26 protein-coding genes are annotated in these 14361 nt (G+C 58.0%); 25 read left to right on the top strand and 1 reads right to left on the bottom strand.

Translation table 11 applies throughout. From position 1 onward, the window contains the following. The first annotated feature begins 28 nt into the window (after positions 1-28). The 17 genes from AABC73_RS14995 (at position 29) to AABC73_RS14915 (ending at position 8368) form a co-directional block, all read left to right on the top strand. Entirely contained in the window at positions 29-631 is a 603-nt protein-coding gene (locus AABC73_RS14995; RefSeq protein WP_341519858.1) for a hypothetical protein, read from the top strand. Positions 632-782: 151 nt separating this feature from the next. Beyond that, on the top strand, positions 783-1505 hold the full coding sequence (locus AABC73_RS14990; protein ID WP_341519857.1) for a phage antirepressor KilAC domain-containing protein: 723 nt from the start codon (positions 783-785) through the stop codon (positions 1503-1505). Then, the gene (locus AABC73_RS14985) at positions 1502-1831 is read left to right on the top strand and encodes a hypothetical protein (RefSeq protein WP_341519856.1); all 330 of its coding nucleotides are present in this window, start codon (positions 1502-1504) and stop codon (positions 1829-1831) included. The genes AABC73_RS14990 and AABC73_RS14985 overlap by 4 nt, the downstream gene beginning before the upstream one ends. After that, positions 1831-2673 carry a DnaT-like ssDNA-binding domain-containing protein gene (locus tag AABC73_RS14980; protein ID WP_341519855.1) on the top strand — a complete coding sequence of 281 codons (843 nt, stop codon included), beginning with the start codon at positions 1831-1833 and terminating at the stop codon, positions 2671-2673. Before AABC73_RS14985 ends, AABC73_RS14980 begins: the two co-directional genes overlap by 1 nt. After that, positions 2670-3386, top strand: coding sequence for a replication protein P (locus AABC73_RS14975; protein WP_341519854.1), 717 nt, complete (start codon positions 2670-2672; stop codon positions 3384-3386). The genes AABC73_RS14980 and AABC73_RS14975 overlap by 4 nt, the downstream gene beginning before the upstream one ends. Next, entirely contained in the window at positions 3383-3571 is a 189-nt protein-coding gene (locus tag AABC73_RS14970) for a DUF1382 family protein (RefSeq protein WP_341519853.1), read from the top strand. The genes AABC73_RS14975 and AABC73_RS14970 overlap by 4 nt, the downstream gene beginning before the upstream one ends. After that, positions 3568-3804, top strand: coding sequence for a hypothetical protein (locus tag AABC73_RS14965; RefSeq protein ID WP_341519852.1), 237 nt, complete (start codon positions 3568-3570; stop codon positions 3802-3804). Before AABC73_RS14970 ends, AABC73_RS14965 begins: the two co-directional genes overlap by 4 nt. Next, on the top strand, positions 3797-4558 hold the full coding sequence (locus AABC73_RS14960) for an ead/Ea22-like family protein (protein WP_341519851.1): 762 nt from the start codon (positions 3797-3799) through the stop codon (positions 4556-4558). The genes AABC73_RS14965 and AABC73_RS14960 overlap by 8 nt, the downstream gene beginning before the upstream one ends. A 90-nt stretch (positions 4559-4648) precedes the next feature. Continuing rightward, positions 4649-4879 carry a hypothetical protein gene (locus AABC73_RS14955; protein WP_341519850.1) on the top strand — a complete coding sequence of 77 codons (231 nt, stop codon included), beginning with the start codon at positions 4649-4651 and terminating at the stop codon, positions 4877-4879. Then, entirely contained in the window at positions 4872-5342 is a 471-nt protein-coding gene (locus tag AABC73_RS14950; protein ID WP_341519849.1) for a hypothetical protein, read from the top strand. Before AABC73_RS14955 ends, AABC73_RS14950 begins: the two co-directional genes overlap by 8 nt. 94 nt (positions 5343-5436) lie before the next feature. Then, positions 5437-5736 carry a DUF1364 domain-containing protein gene (locus tag AABC73_RS14945; protein ID WP_341519848.1) on the top strand — a complete coding sequence of 100 codons (300 nt, stop codon included), beginning with the start codon at positions 5437-5439 and terminating at the stop codon, positions 5734-5736. 125 nt (positions 5737-5861) lie between these two features. Beyond that, on the top strand, positions 5862-6092 hold the full coding sequence (locus AABC73_RS14940; protein ID WP_341519847.1) for a hypothetical protein: 231 nt from the start codon (positions 5862-5864) through the stop codon (positions 6090-6092). Then, a complete protein-coding gene (locus AABC73_RS14935; protein ID WP_341519846.1) occupies positions 6089-6310 on the top strand; it encodes a hypothetical protein in 222 nt (73 codons plus the stop codon). Before AABC73_RS14940 ends, AABC73_RS14935 begins: the two co-directional genes overlap by 4 nt. Further along, positions 6307-6588, top strand: a complete 282-nt coding sequence (locus AABC73_RS14930; protein WP_341519845.1) for a hypothetical protein — start codon at positions 6307-6309, stop codon at positions 6586-6588. Before AABC73_RS14935 ends, AABC73_RS14930 begins: the two co-directional genes overlap by 4 nt. A 166-nt stretch (positions 6589-6754) precedes the next feature. Then, on the top strand, positions 6755-7426 hold the full coding sequence (locus AABC73_RS14925; protein ID WP_341519844.1) for a hypothetical protein: 672 nt from the start codon (positions 6755-6757) through the stop codon (positions 7424-7426). Positions 7427-7670: 244 nt separating this feature from the next. After that, positions 7671-7994 carry a phage holin, lambda family gene (locus AABC73_RS14920; RefSeq protein WP_101209879.1) on the top strand — a complete coding sequence of 108 codons (324 nt, stop codon included), beginning with the start codon at positions 7671-7673 and terminating at the stop codon, positions 7992-7994. Continuing rightward, the gene (locus tag AABC73_RS14915) at positions 7991-8368 is read left to right on the top strand and encodes a hypothetical protein (RefSeq protein WP_341519843.1); all 378 of its coding nucleotides are present in this window, start codon (positions 7991-7993) and stop codon (positions 8366-8368) included. The genes AABC73_RS14920 and AABC73_RS14915 overlap by 4 nt, the downstream gene beginning before the upstream one ends. On the opposite strand, the gene AABC73_RS14910 is transcribed toward AABC73_RS14915, so the two are convergent. Beyond that, positions 8358-8570, bottom strand: a complete 213-nt coding sequence (locus AABC73_RS14910) for a hypothetical protein (RefSeq protein WP_341519842.1) — start codon at positions 8568-8570, stop codon at positions 8358-8360. The genes AABC73_RS14915 and AABC73_RS14910 overlap by 11 nt on opposite strands. Here AABC73_RS14910 and AABC73_RS14905 point away from each other — a divergent pair. The 8 genes from AABC73_RS14905 (at position 8569) to AABC73_RS14870 (ending at position 14227) form a co-directional block, all read left to right on the top strand. Continuing rightward, positions 8569-8817: a hypothetical protein gene (locus AABC73_RS14905; protein WP_341519841.1), complete on the top strand. Its 249-nt coding sequence runs from the start codon at positions 8569-8571 to the stop codon at positions 8815-8817. The two genes, AABC73_RS14910 and AABC73_RS14905, sit on opposite strands and share 2 nt — an antisense overlap. 127 nt (positions 8818-8944) lie before the next feature. Further along, positions 8945-9136 (top strand): hypothetical protein, encoded by a 192-nt coding sequence (locus AABC73_RS14900; protein WP_341519840.1) that lies wholly within the window; start codon positions 8945-8947, stop codon positions 9134-9136. Beyond that, the gene (locus AABC73_RS14895) at positions 9127-9378 is read left to right on the top strand and encodes a hypothetical protein (RefSeq protein ID WP_341519839.1); all 252 of its coding nucleotides are present in this window, start codon (positions 9127-9129) and stop codon (positions 9376-9378) included. The genes AABC73_RS14900 and AABC73_RS14895 overlap by 10 nt, the downstream gene beginning before the upstream one ends. A gap of 9 nt (positions 9379-9387) precedes the next feature. Then, entirely contained in the window at positions 9388-9996 is a 609-nt protein-coding gene (locus tag AABC73_RS14890; RefSeq protein ID WP_341519838.1) for a hypothetical protein, read from the top strand. A 1-nt stretch (position 9997) separates the two neighbouring features. Then, complete coding sequence (locus AABC73_RS14885; protein ID WP_341519837.1) at positions 9998-11482, top strand: terminase; 1485 nt, start codon at positions 9998-10000, stop codon at positions 11480-11482. Between the two features lie 2 nt (positions 11483-11484). Further along, complete coding sequence (locus tag AABC73_RS14880; protein WP_341519836.1) at positions 11485-12852, top strand: DUF4055 domain-containing protein; 1368 nt, start codon at positions 11485-11487, stop codon at positions 12850-12852. Continuing rightward, on the top strand, positions 12853-13968 hold the full coding sequence (locus tag AABC73_RS14875; protein ID WP_341519835.1) for a hypothetical protein: 1116 nt from the start codon (positions 12853-12855) through the stop codon (positions 13966-13968). Positions 13969-13975: 7 nt separating this feature from the next. Next, positions 13976-14227, top strand: a complete 252-nt coding sequence (locus AABC73_RS14870; protein ID WP_341519834.1) for a hypothetical protein — start codon at positions 13976-13978, stop codon at positions 14225-14227. Positions 14228-14361 lie beyond the last annotated feature (134 nt).

Raw genomic sequence — 14361 nt, 5'->3', positions numbered from 1 at the left:
GAAGCCAGATTAGAAGAGAGCAGTCCCCATGCAAACGTCGAACTTGCGACACGAAACACGCGATGCGGTCTTGGTCGCCATTGCGCGCGACATGATCGCGAGAACGAGCATGAGCCAGGACGGCTTCGCCGAGCAGCTCAATCACCAGCTGTTTACGCGGGCGCCGGAGCGCTGCAAGGAAAAGGGCTTTCCTGATTTGCAGGGCATGACCAAAACCGCAGACATGCAGGCATATGGTCGCGCGTACAAGGCTTGGAGCAAGCGTGTAGAGCGTTGGCTCGACGACAGTGGTGACCGCATCGAGATTCCTTCGTGGATTGAGGAGTCGTGGGTTGCGGCGCTGGATCAGCCTTGGCGTGATCGCGCATTGATTGAGCTGTCGAGTCGCTACGGCCTTTTGGCTGTTAAGCAGATTGGCTCTGGTGTCGACGATGCCTTGCAGGTGTTTGCCGGTATCTCAACGAGTTTTGGGCTTGTCGCCGGCCTAGGCGGAAAGGTTTTCGCCGATGGCGTATTTGACCAGAAAGACCAAATTTACGCCGAGTCATTTGAAACCTTCTGCCGGTCCCTTGCCGCTCATGCCGTCGCAATGGCAGATCGGGCCGCGCTTGTTGGTTCGAAGGTTCACTAAATCACGGGCACAAAAAAGCCAGGTTCGTGGCCTGGCTCATTCATTAACACTTTGTGAGGCCGATTATATGCAAACCCAGCCACATATCAATAGCTCTACCAATTCCGCGCCACGTTTTCTGCAATCGCAAAACGTGGCGCGAGAAGTTTCCATGAGCAGTTCGGATATTGCTGATCTGACAGGGAAGCTTCACGCCCATGTCATTCGCGACATTCGCGTCATGCTTAAGGCGCTGGCCGATGATCCAGTTCTGGATCATGTCGTTGAAGACAAGGATTCCCGTGGCTACACAGAAAACTACCACCTCAATCGTGAACTGACCGAAACCCTGGTCACCGGCTATAGCGTGCCGCTTCGACTCAAGGTGATCCGTCGCCTTCACGAGCTTGAGGATGCTCTGGTCAGGCCGTCGTTCGATATCGCCAGCCTAAACGACCCAAAGGTACTGCTGGCTTTATTGACCGACAACGTACGCAAGGTAGTCTCCCTGGAGGCTGACAACACCGAACTCAGCCATGAAAACACCATGCTTGAGCAGAAGGTGGTCGCCGACGCACCAAAGGTCGACTTCTTCAATGCCGTAACCGTAACCCACGAAACCTACTCAGTGGGCGAGGCTGCCAAGCTGATCGGTACAGGCCAGAAACGCCTGATGGATTTCCTGCGCCAGAAACGCTGGGTCACTCTGCGTAAAAACGAACCCATGCAAGCCCCTATTGAGTCCGGTTACCTGACCGCGAAGCTCAGCACCTTCGAGCACCCAGAGAACGGCAAGACCACTGTTGCCACTGCTCGCGTGACCGGAAAGGGTCTGACCAAGATCCGCGCCTTGTGGTCCGCACGCGATGCCGACCTGCTGGGAGGTGCATTGTGATCACCACCGAACGCCTTCAGCTCCTGCTCCGCGTTGCTGATCGCGCACTGGCCCACCAGATTATGTTGGACGACGCTACAGAGTCGAGTAGACGTCTTGATCAGGGCTATTACGACTTCTTCGAAGAGCATGGTCGCCCATTTTCCGATAGTCGCCCGATCAATCCGGAAGTGCCCGAGTTCCTGCCGGTCATCGAAGCCACACGCGAACTCTACATTGCCCGCTGCAACGCCCGCCAATCCGCCAACACAGCCAAGCGTAAGCTGAAGCTGGCCGTTCGTGCGGTTGAGCGTTACGACGCAGCCAGCACTCAGGAGGCCGCGTAATGGCCGGAGACTGGATCAAGTTCGAGCTCACCACTATGGATAAGCCGGAGGTCTGCCTGATCGCAGATTTGGCCGGGATTGATCCTGATGCGGTGGTGGGGAAGCTTATGCGTGTTTGGGCCTGGTTTGATCAGCAAACCGAAAATGGTAACGCTCCGAGCGTTAGTAAAAAGTTACTCGATCGTTCGGTAGGCGTTACCGGTTTCTGCGATCACATGAAGTCAGTGGGTTGGATGGCTGAAGCCGAAGGTGTGATAAGCCTTCCTCATTTTGAGCGTCACAACGGGAAGACCGCTAAAAACAGGCTTCTCACGGCAAAACGCGTCGCAAGCCACAAAGCAGGTAACGCAAAAGGTAACGCTCGCATCGTTACTTCTGCGTTACCTAAAGAAGATGTAGATGTAGAGAAGAATAAAGATCAACACAACTCTCTCTCTGCGCACGAAGCGCTCGTCGCCGAAACGTTCGGCGGATTGGAGCCGGCCGGAATTGTGCTGGAGGACGAAGAGCCAAAAGCCGACCCCATTCCTATCGATACCAAAGCGCCATCGGAAATGACGCTGGACTGGCAGCCAAACCAGAGCCTCCTGAAAAACTACGCGCTGCGCATGACGCTTCCGGTGAGCGTGTTTACGGATGAAGCAACAGCTTCGTTCGTTTGCCACTACACGGCATCTGGCCGGTTGGAGACGCAAGACGCCTGGGTTGCTCTGCTGGTGAAGTGGATTAAGTCTGACCGCAACCAGGCCAGTAACGTGCGCCAGTTCCCGGCGCGCCGCCAAAGCACGGAGCCTGACTTCGACAGCAATGCCTGGGCCGAAGGGCTTGTGGTGAGCCCATGAAGCCAGCCAGTCAACTGATGGCGACCATGGGCAACCTGCCTGCTGTGGAGCCGCGCCAGCCTCTCCAGGTGACGCCGCAAACGGCAGAAGTGGTTAACGACCTGTTCCGTCGCCTGCGCGGGATATTCCCGGCATGGCGCCAGGCCTGGCCATCCACCGAAGCGCTCGACGCCGCCAAGGCCGAGTGGATCAAGGAATTCGCTGACGAGGGCATCCGCACCCTGGAGCAGATCGAGTTCGGTATCCAGAAGTGCCGCAAGCTCAAGAAGCCTTTCGCGCCGAGCGTTGGTGAGTTCATCGCCATGTGCGCACCCGGGCCAGAAGACTTCGGCATGCCGGCTGTTGGTGATGCCTGGATCGAGGCGCTGATGACCACGTACAGCCATGAAGCGGTAAAGCTGGCCGCCGAGGCTACCGGTCTTTTCGATCTGCGAGGCGCCCGCCAAGAAGACAAGGGCCTGCGCGCCAGGTTCGATCGCAACTACGAAATCATCCTTCGTCGTGCCCAGGCCGGGCAGCCACTCGATGGTCGGATCGCCACCGGTATCGGTCACGACAGCCAGAAGACCGACTTCGAACTCTCCAACGAGCTGGCCGACCAGCAAACCCAGGCACGAATCCTCCAGCAAGGCATCCCGGCCGACGGAAAGTCCGCCCGTGAGCTGCTGATGGCCAAGTTCGGCAAGAACAAGACTCAGGAGCAGCGGCCATGAAGCGCGCAAACCCAGCCCAGCTACGCCAATCCTTTGAGACGGCCAACACCATGGTCAAGCACGGAATCCGTTTCGTGTGCATGCCGGTGGTGGATGAGGCGGACTTTTTGAACCTGGCCAGCCAAGCCGCTGAGCGCTTTGAGCGCCTGGCATTGATCGCAGAAGCAGCGGAGCAACGGACATGACCGACAAGATGCGTGACGAGTTTGAAACGGCTGTTGCTTTGGAAGCTGGCGAGCCTGTGCTTTCGGTTTACCTGAGCCGCCGGAACGAAACCTACAGCACCAGCACCCTCCACTTTGCGTGGTGGGCTTGGAAAGCCTCCCACGCGGCGCTGCTGAAAAAGCAAGTCAAGGAGCAAGAAGAGTTCCTTGACCACCTTGCCGACTTTGAGCATGAGGACACTTTCCATGACTGACCGTACCGAACTGAAGCGGCTGGCCGAGGCTGCAACTGCCGGCCCTTGGTATCAGCACGGCGGAATCATGCAGGTGCTGAACCATGACTGCGAAACGGTATGCGAGACGTTTGAGGATGACGGGGAGTGCCCTGACGCTCAGTTCATCGCCGCCGCCAACCCTGCAGCAGTCCTGGCCCTGATAGCCGAGAACGAGCGGCTGAGGGTGGATCTGAAGTCTGTCGTCCGCCTCAATAACGAAAATGCCGACCTGTTCAAGGCAAAAAACGACCAGATCAAGGCCGAGAACGAACAGGCCAAGTTCATTAGTCGACTCGCCTATAACTTCGATGGCTACAAGGCTGTACTGGATGAGCGCGACCAGCTCCGCGCCGAAGTCGCAGGCCTAAAGACCGGCTACGAAGCCTACGAGCGGGTGAATGCTGAGCTGAAGGCTGAGGTCGAGGCGCTGCGGAAGGCAGGATTCGCTGATGCGTTTTACAAAGTTTCTGAAGCCGTCGGCGTCACCGGTGCTCGCGCTGTATCACCAATGCAAGTGTTCGAGGCTGAGATTTTACCGGCGATTGAAGCCGCGGTGAAGGACGCAGAGCGGTATCGGTTCGTCAGCCAGCTTGCTTGGTACGTCGATCAGGCTGCCTACATCTACGACGTGGGCAACCAAAAGGCGGTCTGGTCCGATCAGCGCGAAGCCGTCGATGCCGATCAGATAGAGGATGCGATTGACGAGGTAATGCGAGAGGAGCCAACCCAATGACCCTTACATGGGAACAACTCAAAGCCCTGCTCAAGACCGCCAAGGTGATGAATGACGGGCGTGGTCGGTATTACTTTGTGGGGGTGGATCGTGACCATAACTGAAATCGCTCAATGGCTGGGCTACGGCGTGATGCTATGCGCTGGGTTAGGCGTTGTCGCAGTAATGCTGATTGCCATGGGATGCATGGCATCTATCGCTTACGCCTTCATGGGTAAGGAGTTGCGCGAGGCTTTCGATACCGCCGTGTTGCGAAAAACCATGCGCCAGCTTGAGGCGGACGGGAAGGTCAGCAAGAAGTCGGAGGTGAATCGTGGCTGAGAAAATCAGCGTCAACAGCCAGGCCAAGCTGACCGAGGCAATCACGAGCCTGACCACCATGTTCCGGGACAAGCGTTACGTCGTTGTCTCGCTGCGTCCGGGCAAGGACCGCACGCTCGACCAGAACGCCATGTGGTTCAAGCTTTACGAGCGCATCAGCCTCATGACACAGATCGGCGACGTGGACGAGGCTCGCAAGTACTGCAAGCTCCACGTCGGCGTTCAGATCCTGCTCAACGAAGACGAGGACTTTCGCGCCTCATGGCATAGGACCATGCGCCACCTCTCCTACGAGGAAAAGCTGGACCTGATGGGCGGGAATGCACTGTTCGGCCCCGACGGCTTCCCTGTGACTCGCCTGTTCAATCGGGCGCAGGGCATCGCCTACACGGATCGCATCGCAGCTGAGTTCTCGGCGAAGGGCGTGGTGTTCGGTGATCTGCTCAAGGATTTGGCCGCATGAAGACCCTAATCAGGCTCACCACTCGTTTCACCACCTTCATGGCAAAAGCCTATGAGCGTCCAGAGCTGTGCATTGAGTTTCGGGGAGGGCGGGTATGAGCAAACAAACCAAGCTCACCAAGGCGGCGCGCGGCCGGGACTGCATGGTTCGTCTTCCTGGCTGCCCGAACGATACGGAAACGACCGTGCTCGCCCATTACCGACTGGCCGGCACCTGCGGCATAGGCATCAAGCCGAACAACCTGCAAGGAGCCTGGTGCTGCGCCTGGTGCCATGACCGCATTGATGGCCGAGCCAAGCACGACATGCCGCGTGACGAAATGCGGCTGTACCACGCTGAGGGCGTTATCAGGACGAACGACACTCTCGTTGGCGAAGGAGTGATCGCCGCATGACCTGCCTAATGCTTCCGTGGCCACCAGCCGCATGCAGCCCCAATGCCAGAGTTCATTGGTCCAGGAAGAGCAAGGCAGCCAAGGCCTATCGCGCTGCCTGCTTCCTCCTTTGCCGAGAAGCCAAGATGAAAGCGCCAACTGGTGAATTGATCTTGAGCCTTGAGTTCATGCCGCCCGACTTTCGCCGACGCGATGACGACAACCTGGTCGCCGCATTCAAATCGGGCAGGGACGGGGTTGCTGAGGCGCTAGGGATCGATGACAGCAGATTCGCCACCCTGATAAAGCTCAGCAAAGAAACCATCAAGGGCGGCGCTGTGCGCGTCCGTATCCAGTCAGCGGGAGAGGCCGCATGAGCATTCTGAATCTGAAGTTCACGCCCGGTGCTCCGGCCAAATTGCTGCCGGGGATGGCTGTTCGCTGCCGGGGCGAAATGGTGCTTATCGGCACCCACACTCCGCCATCCATTGAGCGTGTCCTCATGGCTGAGTCTGTTGAATGGGCTCAGGCAATTGACGGCTACGTCCTCGAATGGCTCAACAACATGGGCGTTCCTGCCAAGGCGGTTGTATGAGCATGCGCGAAGAGTTTGAGCGGACATCAGTTCGCGACACCCGACGTCAGCCGCCCAAGGGCAACAACTACATAGATCCAATGGCTCAGATGGATTGGTTGGCGTTCCAGAAGGGTTGGGAGCAGTCCCGCGCCGCTCTGGTCGCCGAGTTTGAGTCCAAAAAGCTGGAGGTCAGCGATGACCACGATGATTGGTCGGAGCGTGAGTGCTGGAACAACGGCATCACTCGATGCCAGTGCATCGCAGATCCGTCGATCATTCAGAAGGTGCCAGCATGACCGACTCCCCAAAGGGCAGGCCATGCCCAAAGTGCTCGGCACCCATGTAAAACCTCGCCAGCCAGTTCATCCGCATGTGCACCGGATGCCCGCATACCGAGGCGTGGGAACTGGAAGAGGGGCAGGCACCACTTTTGACCGAGAGTAGAGATCGAGGGTTGCAGTCATGACTTACCTAAATGTTGTCTCAGCAGTAGTCCGGGCACTGGCCGCCGAAACGATCAACAGCGCGGGAGGGTGTGATTTCGAACCAAAGGTTCAGTGCGCCAAGCAGAAGGGGGAGATTGTCGGGAAGGAAGCGGCGTTCCTCACTGAATGCTGGGTGTTCGGTCGGCTGCATTCCTGCCTTGAACCGAGACACTGGATAGTATTGAACGCCTGCTACTCGACGCATATGGCGTCGAAGGTTGGAGCTATTGGTCGGATTGTATCGCATGTGACTTCGCCGGCGCCGCGCCTGTTTCTGACCAAAGCGGTGACTGCATGGGCATATCCGCAGCTGGGCGGCGCCGAGCGTGTGGCCTCTGTAAAGGTGTCGCTCGACGTTGATGATAATGCCCCGGCCTGGAGGAAGACGGCAGTAGCAAAGGCGCAGAAGTCGATCAACGCGAAGCTGAAGCAGCGTCAGGAGGCGCCCTGCGAAGGCGTGATAATCCTCCCCGCCCACAACTACGACATGAACACTTGGGACTTGGACGGCACGCCAGAACGCACGCGGCGCGACTGGCGCCGGAAGATATTCAACGGCCTGAACAAGATGGTGGACGACGCGCTTCTTGAGGCTGGGATGATCCTGACGGAGGAGGGTGTTTTCTTCGGTGATCAAGATGCCGCATGAGGGTCTTGACAGGGGCCTGCCGGTTCGCCGATTATTCACCCATCCTGTCGTACTTGCGCATGTAGGTGATGCAAGCGACAAACGAAACCCGGCCACCGCGCCGGGTTTTTGCGTTTTCGGCCCCACCACACCCATTGCTATGGCTGGGAGTGCTGCTGGGGCTGATTCAAATCGCCGCTGCTCCCCAGCGCTTGGCCGCTCACACCGGCCTTTTTTATTAATCCCCGAAAGGGAGCGAACCGGAATGTCGACCATGCCTGAAAAACCAGACACATGGGCCGCACTCTGGGTGGCTCTCAGTAATCCACTGTGGCAGGGCGCAATCATGGCGATCCTCATCTCCCTATTGCGCGTGCTGTACGACGCCAAAGAAACCAGCAAGCGCCGGATCTTCTTCGAGGCGCTGATCTGTGGCGGGCTGAGTTTGTCTGCCAGTAGCGTGATTGAGTGGATGGCCTGGCCATCGAGTTTGTCGGTTGCTGCTGGAGGGGCTATTGGGTTCCTCGGCGTTACTGCCATCCGTGAGCTGGTGACTCGTTTTCTTGGTCGCAAGGCGGATTCAGCATGAAGGCGTTCGCAGCAGCAATCATTATCGCCCTGGTCGGCCTGCTACTGGTGGGCATTCAGCAGTCGCGCGTCATTGCCCTTCGCGGCGAGGTGGCATTCGAAACTGGCGAGAAGACAAAAGCCTTCGCGGCCAACGTCGAGAGCCAGGCCACCATCACCACGCTGCGCGCCGAAGCCCTGCGCAATGCCGCATACACCGCAGACCTGGCAAGACGCATCAAGGCCAGTGAAGACAAGGCCAAACAAGCGAGGAAGGAATTTGAAACTCTCAAGCGCAACAGCAAGCCTGTTCGTGATTGGGCTAATCAGCCTCTTCCTGACGGCCTGCGCGGCAAAGCCCCTGGTAGTAACAAAGACCAGCGCGTTAAGAATTGAAGCGCCCGAGTTGGTGCCGTGTGAGCGGGTAGAGGATGAAGACCTCACCGACAACGGCCAGCTTTGGGAGTTGAAGAATCAGGCGGTGAAGCTGCTCGACACCTGCGCAGATCAAGTTGATGCGCAGATCGTGCGAAGTCAGAGCAAATAATCCGCGCCACGATTTCAGATGCGCCGTTTCGTGGCGCGAGGTGATACCCATGGATATTGAAGTCCATCCGGTTCAGACGAGTTGCAAGGGTAAGGCGCGCGCCCCGAAGACGGTGACCATGCGCGCCTACGAGGTCTACTGTCATATGTACGGCAGCCAGGAAGCGATGGTGACGGGCGGATGCCGCGGTGGGTTCGGTTCGGGGGAGCTGATTGCCTTCCTCTACGCCTATTCATTCCCGAAGGCTGAGTGGTCTGCACGGGTTCAAGAGGCCTTCCTGGGCATGAAGAACATGTGACCAAGAAGTCCTGGCACGTTACCACCCCCGGCTATCCACCATTCCCCATGATCATGCAAGAAGACCACGACCCTGTATCGGCGTTGGCATTTGCCCGCAGTATCTGGCCAGTTTGCGAGGTGTCCTGATGACCAACGTCACGCGCATCCGTCACGCGCTGCCGGTAGGGCCTGAAGTCAACGAAGCCATTGAGGCGCTGGATGGTGCAATCGCCAAGGCTATCGATGCCGCCAAGGAGGCTGGACTGCCGCAGGGTTTCATTGTCTCGCTCCTGCACGGGCATGCCCACAAAGAAACTCACCTGATGGTGTGCCAATGAAGGTCGTCGAGTTGAAGCGCGAAGGCTGGAGGGACGCCGCCAAGACGCTGCGCAAGATCGCTGACGACCTCGATGCCGGTGTACATCCGGAATGCACTGTCGGTGCTTTGACCATGATCGGCCCGAAAGGTCAGGTAACTGTGTTCGGGCTTGGACCTAAATGCGATGACCTGCAATGCCTGGGTGCGATGCGGCTGGGTGAGCAGAAGGTGATTGACGTGCTGCTGGATACTGACGATTAAGGATTCCCCATGACAACCATGCACCCCGACTGGGAGGCCATCGAACGCGCCTACCGGGCCGGTCTGCTTTCCATCCGAGAAATCGCATCAACCCAAGGCATCACACACGGCGCAATCAACAAGCGCGCCAAGCGGGATGGCTGGGAGCGAAACCTCAAGGCAAAGATCCAGGCCAAGGCTGATGCGCTGGTATCCAAGCGCACGGTATCCACTCTGGTATCCACCAAACAGGCGGATACCGAAAGAGAGATAATCGAGGTCAACGCTGAGGTCATTGCGAGCATACGCATGGCTCACCGTGGCGACATCTCGCGCGGCCGGCGACTGACCAATAAGTTGTTGGATGAATTGGAAGGGCTGACCGATAACCGACAGCTGTTCGAAGAGCTTGGCGAGTTGATGCGCGACCCGGACGACAGCGGCCAGGACAAGCGAAACGACCTTTACCAGAAGATCATCGACTTGCCGGGCCGATCCAAGACCATGAAGGAAATGGCGGAAACACTGAAGACGCTGATCAGCCTGGAGCGACAAGCCTACGACCTCGACAGCAAGGCTGGCGGCAACGATGCCGACGAACTATCCAAAATGATGGACGATCTATCGAAGGACGCCTGACATGAAGCCTGAGCACATAAAGCTGCTCCGGGACAAATACTGGCGTTTGAATCACCTGTACTTCGTGACAAATGAGGACGGCAAGCAAGTCCGCTTTCGCATGCGACCAGAACAGGTTGAGTATTTCTCGGGACTGCACACACGGAACCTGATCCTCAAGGCTCGCCAGATTGGTTTCACGACCGCCCAGTGCATCATCCAGCTAGATGCGGCCCTATTTGAGGCTGCCAAGTGCGCGCTGATCGCTCACACCCTTCCTGACGCTCACAGGCTGTTCAGGGAGAAAGTGAAATACGCCTACGACAACCTGCCCGCCGAGATACGCGCAGCTAACCCAGCGCGCAATGACGCGGCCGGGGAGCTTGTATTCAGCAAAGGCGGATCGCTTTACGTCTCCACGTCATTCCGGGGCGGCACGCTGCGCTATCTGCACGTGTCCGAGTTCGGGAAGATCTGCGCCAAGGCTCCATACAAGGCAAGGGAGATCGTAACGGGCGCGTTCGAGGCAGTAGCTGCAGACTGCTTCATCACTATTGAGTCGACCGCTGAAGGTCGTGCTGGCTACTTCTTCGACTACTCGCAGAGTGCCGAGAAGCAAGCGCTATCGGGCACGCCGCTGGGTAAGCTGGACTGGAAGTTCTTCTTTTTCACTTGGTGGACTGCGCCGAAGTATTCGCTGGACGCGGATGATGTCGTCATCCCGCAACGCCTGACCGACTACTTCAACGAGCTGCTGGCCAAGCATGGGATCGTCACGAGTCCCGGTCAGCGTGCTTGGTATGCCGCCAAAGAGAAAACACTCGGCGACGACATGAAGCGGGAATACCCGTCGATACCGACCGAGGCCTTCCAGCAGTCTGTCGAAGGGGCCTATTACGCCAAGCAGTTCGCCAAGCTGTACGCGAACAAGCGGATTGGCGTCATTCCGAACAACAGTCACCAGCCGGTGATGACGTTCTGGGACATCGGTGTCGGCGACTCAACGGCCATCTGGTTCGTGCGTCAGATCGGTACCGAATACCACGTGATCGACTACTACGAGAACTCCGGCGAAGGCCTGCGCCATTACATGAAGGTGCTTAAGGATAAGGGTTACACCTACTCCGAGCACTGGGGGCCGCACGACATCGAGAACCGGGAGTTCGGCAGCGATGCCAAGAGCCGCAAGGACATCGCCAAAGAGGGCTACGAGATCGATGGCGAGCGGTATTCCATCAAGTTCCAGGTCGTTCCAAGGACTGGCGTCGATGACGGCATTGAATCGGCCCGGGAGATCCTGGCCCTTTGCGTCTTCGACGAATCCAAATGTGAAGAAGGCATCGGCCACCTCGAAAACTACCGCAAGGAATGGGATGAGAATCGGGGCTGCTGGAAGGACAAGCCATTCCATGACAGTACATCTCACGGCTCGGACGCCTTTCGATACTTCGCTGTGGCGAAGACCAAGCGCATACGTACCGCATCCACTTCACCTCTGAGAATCTGATTATGTCCAACGACCCAAACGCCACGCTGCCAGCGGTGGACCGCATGCGTGCCTATTGGGCCGTGGTTGCGCCGCTGATGGATGGAACGCAGGGGATGCGCAGGGCGGGGAAGGCATTGCTGCCTCAGTTCCCCGCCGAGCATGACGACACGTACAAGGAGCGCCTAGCACTATCCACGCTACTCCCGGTGTACGCCGAGACGATCAACAACATGACGTCGCGGGTGTTCGCCGAACCATTGCAGTTGGGCGAAGACATTCCGGAATCGATTCAAGCGCTGTGCAGTGACATCGACCTGGCTGGCAACGACATCAATTCATGGGCAGTCGAGCTGTTCCGCGACGGGATGAGCCACGGTCTATGCCACGCATTCATTGATCACCAGTCGACCGTAGACGCTGAGGGCAACAAGCTCTACAAGACCAAGATCGAGGAGGTTGCCGCAGGCGTCAGGCCCTACGCGGTGATCGTCAAGCCGCATCAAGTGCTTGGCTGGAGGTTCAGCGCGGGCGTGCTGGTGCAGGTTCGCTACATCGAAGTGATCGAGGTCCCTGATGGCGAGTTCGGGACAAAGTGCGTCGATCAGATCCGCGTGCTTGAGCCTGGCAGCTGGAAAACCTACCGTTCCGCCAACGGCAAGGCCTGGGCGATCTTCGAAGAGGGCACGACCAGCCTCACTTACATCCCGTGGGTGACGTTCTACACCGGCCGCACCGGCTCAATGACGGCTAAACCTCCGCTGCTGGAACTGGCATACCTCAACGTCAAGCACTGGCAGTCACAGAGCGACCAAGACAATCTGCTTCACGTCGCACGTGTTCCGCTGCTGTTTGTGTTCACCGGTGACGAGCAATTTCAACTAGTCATCAGCTCAGGCAGCGCAACCCGCATGCCTGCTGATGGTAATGCGAAGTACGTCGAGCACACCGGGGCTGCAATCGACTCGGGCCGTCAGTCGCTGCAAGACCTGATCGATGAGATGCGCATGGCTGGGGCGAAACTGCTTCAGCGCGACAAGCAGCAGGTCAAGACGGCCGCACAGGCCAACGAAGAGGCAGCGCAAGAGCTATCACCGCTGGCTCGTTTGGCTGGTCAGTTCGGTGACTGCATCGCCCAGATACTCCAGATCATCGCGGACTATCGCGGCGAGAAGGAAGGTGGGCACGTCGAGATGCGCGGCAACTTCGACAGCGACTTCGCTCCCGAAGTAAGTCTGCCGTCACTGATCAGCATGGCAGCGGCCGGCAAGATCAGCGATGAAACCCTGTACTCCGAAATGCAGCGTCGTGGCGTTATCAGCGATGAGCTGGATTGGGAAGACGAAAAAGCACGCCTGGAAGAGCAGGGGCCAGCACTGGGGGCGATGTAAATGGCTACGGTCAACGAGAAGCTTCAGTCGTCCTCCATAGGGCACGCCGTCGACCTGCAGCACCTGAGTAACGCCGAGGTACGGAAGGTCATGGCGCTGCTCAACCGTGCGGACGAAGATCTGCGGGGTAGGCTGCTCGCCGCTGTTGAGCGAATGGGGCCGAATCGCTTCACTGTCACTTACATGAACACCGTGCTTGAATCGGTTCGCGAACTGAACAAGCAGGTATACGACCAAGCTGGCGAGGTTTTGAAAGCATCGGTAGATGAACTGGCCCCCTATGAGATCGGCTATCAGCAGGCGCTGTTCGCCGCAACGCTACCGGCTCAGGTGCTTATCGCCGTGCCGCTGGCAAGGATTGATCTTGCTCAGGTCCAGAAGATCGCCTCAAGCCGCCCATTTCAGGGAAAATTGCTCGGCGAATGGATGGATGATCTGGAAGTGGGTCGCGCGGCTCGCATTCGTGACGCCATCCGCACCGGTATGGTCAACGGTCAAACCACTGACCAGATCGTTCGCGACATCATGGGCATCAAGTCCGAGGGTTATGCTGACGGCCTGCTGAATCGCAGTCGCAATGACATTGATGCGATGGTGCGGACGGCGATCAGTCACACCGCACAGGGCGCGCGCGATGCGTTCTACCAAGCAAACAGCGACCTGATAGCTGGCGTAGGCTGGCACAGCACGCTCGACGGACATACTTCCGGCCCATGCCGAATCCGTGACGGCAAGCAATACACCAATGACACGCACCAACCTGTTGGTCATGACATTCCGTGGCTTGCCGGCCCAGGCCGAATCCACTGGCGCTGCCGAAGCACTTCAACCCCTATCATCAAGGCATGGGAAGAGCTTGGTTTGTCGAAAGAGGATATGCCACCAGGCACTAGGGCGAGCATGGACGGCCAGGTGCCTGATTCGACCACTTACGGTGAATGGATCAAGGGCCAGAGCGCGAAACGCCAGGACGAAGTTCTAGGGCCTGCTCGGGGCAAGCTAATGCGAGAAGGCGGGCTATCTCTGGACAAGTTTTACAACGACCAAGGGAAAACGCTCACTCTCGATCAGCTACGCGAGCGTGACGCTGCCTCTTTCGCCAAAGCCGGGCTATGATGCCTGCATGACTGATAAACCAAAGCTGCACGTAATCGAAGGAACCCCAGCGCCTGATACTCCGGTCGAGCAGGCGCGGGCTCGTATCCGCAAGATGCCTAGGCCCGCGACCATGATCCAGTGCCACCGCTGCGGCAGTCGCGAGGTGATGATTACGAAGATCGGGATGTTGCTGAAGAACGGCAAGGCCACTGGTGGAACTCCGCAGGTTCTGTGTGCAAGCTGTCATCGCAACGGAGAGCGCGTAGTGCTCTGCTGAACAAGCTGAATACCTAAAGCCCGCCAAGCGCGGGCTTTTTAATACCCAAAATTCAAGCCCTGGCATCCGCTGGGGCTTTTTTATGCCCGCTGTTCGGATGGACGGGGCGCACTGAGTCGGATGGCTCGCAGGAG

The sequence above is a fragment of the Pseudomonas sp. G.S.17 genome (genome assembly GCF_038096165.1).
Taxonomy (GTDB): Bacteria; Pseudomonadota; Gammaproteobacteria; order Pseudomonadales; family Pseudomonadaceae; genus Aquipseudomonas.
The sequence above is the reverse complement of the archived record's forward strand: the minus strand, read 5'-3'. Positions and strand labels throughout refer to the sequence as shown.

What these genes read in the sequence shown, in the direction of transcription:
- AABC73_RS14935 (WP_341519846.1), top strand. Translation starts at nt 6,089, where the DNA reads ATGAGCATTCTGAATCTGAAGTTCACGCCCGGTGCTCCGGCCAAATTG.
- AABC73_RS14880 (WP_341519836.1), top strand. Translation starts at nt 11,485, where the DNA reads ATGTCCAACGACCCAAACGCCACGCTGCCAGCGGTGGACCGCATGCGT.
- AABC73_RS14915 (WP_341519843.1), top strand. Translation starts at nt 7,991, where the DNA reads ATGAAGGCGTTCGCAGCAGCAATCATTATCGCCCTGGTCGGCCTGCTA.
- AABC73_RS14940 (WP_341519847.1), top strand. Translation starts at nt 5,862, where the DNA reads ATGAAAGCGCCAACTGGTGAATTGATCTTGAGCCTTGAGTTCATGCCG.
- AABC73_RS14965 (WP_341519852.1), top strand. Translation starts at nt 3,568, where the DNA reads ATGACCGACAAGATGCGTGACGAGTTTGAAACGGCTGTTGCTTTGGAA.
- AABC73_RS14995 (WP_341519858.1), top strand. Translation starts at nt 29, where the DNA reads ATGCAAACGTCGAACTTGCGACACGAAACACGCGATGCGGTCTTGGTC.
- AABC73_RS14870 (WP_341519834.1), top strand. Translation starts at nt 13,976, where the DNA reads ATGACTGATAAACCAAAGCTGCACGTAATCGAAGGAACCCCAGCGCCT.
- AABC73_RS14930 (WP_341519845.1), top strand. Translation starts at nt 6,307, where the DNA reads ATGAGCATGCGCGAAGAGTTTGAGCGGACATCAGTTCGCGACACCCGA.
- AABC73_RS14900 (WP_341519840.1), top strand. Translation starts at nt 8,945, where the DNA reads ATGACCAACGTCACGCGCATCCGTCACGCGCTGCCGGTAGGGCCTGAA.
- AABC73_RS14925 (WP_341519844.1), top strand. Translation starts at nt 6,755, where the DNA reads ATGACTTACCTAAATGTTGTCTCAGCAGTAGTCCGGGCACTGGCCGCC.
- AABC73_RS14875 (WP_341519835.1), top strand. Translation starts at nt 12,853, where the DNA reads ATGGCTACGGTCAACGAGAAGCTTCAGTCGTCCTCCATAGGGCACGCC.
- AABC73_RS14890 (WP_341519838.1), top strand. Translation starts at nt 9,388, where the DNA reads ATGACAACCATGCACCCCGACTGGGAGGCCATCGAACGCGCCTACCGG.
- AABC73_RS14945 (WP_341519848.1), top strand. Translation starts at nt 5,437, where the DNA reads ATGAGCAAACAAACCAAGCTCACCAAGGCGGCGCGCGGCCGGGACTGC.
- AABC73_RS14960 (WP_341519851.1), top strand. Translation starts at nt 3,797, where the DNA reads ATGACTGACCGTACCGAACTGAAGCGGCTGGCCGAGGCTGCAACTGCC.
- AABC73_RS14910 (WP_341519842.1), bottom strand. Translation starts at nt 8,570, where the DNA reads ATGGGTATCACCTCGCGCCACGAAACGGCGCATCTGAAATCGTGGCGC.
- AABC73_RS14975 (WP_341519854.1), top strand. Translation starts at nt 2,670, where the DNA reads ATGAAGCCAGCCAGTCAACTGATGGCGACCATGGGCAACCTGCCTGCT.
- AABC73_RS14980 (WP_341519855.1), top strand. Translation starts at nt 1,831, where the DNA reads ATGGCCGGAGACTGGATCAAGTTCGAGCTCACCACTATGGATAAGCCG.
- AABC73_RS14920 (WP_101209879.1), top strand. Translation starts at nt 7,671, where the DNA reads ATGTCGACCATGCCTGAAAAACCAGACACATGGGCCGCACTCTGGGTG.
- AABC73_RS14970 (WP_341519853.1), top strand. Translation starts at nt 3,383, where the DNA reads ATGAAGCGCGCAAACCCAGCCCAGCTACGCCAATCCTTTGAGACGGCC.
- AABC73_RS14905 (WP_341519841.1), top strand. Translation starts at nt 8,569, where the DNA reads ATGGATATTGAAGTCCATCCGGTTCAGACGAGTTGCAAGGGTAAGGCG.
- AABC73_RS14990 (WP_341519857.1), top strand. Translation starts at nt 783, where the DNA reads ATGAGCAGTTCGGATATTGCTGATCTGACAGGGAAGCTTCACGCCCAT.
- AABC73_RS14885 (WP_341519837.1), top strand. Translation starts at nt 9,998, where the DNA reads ATGAAGCCTGAGCACATAAAGCTGCTCCGGGACAAATACTGGCGTTTG.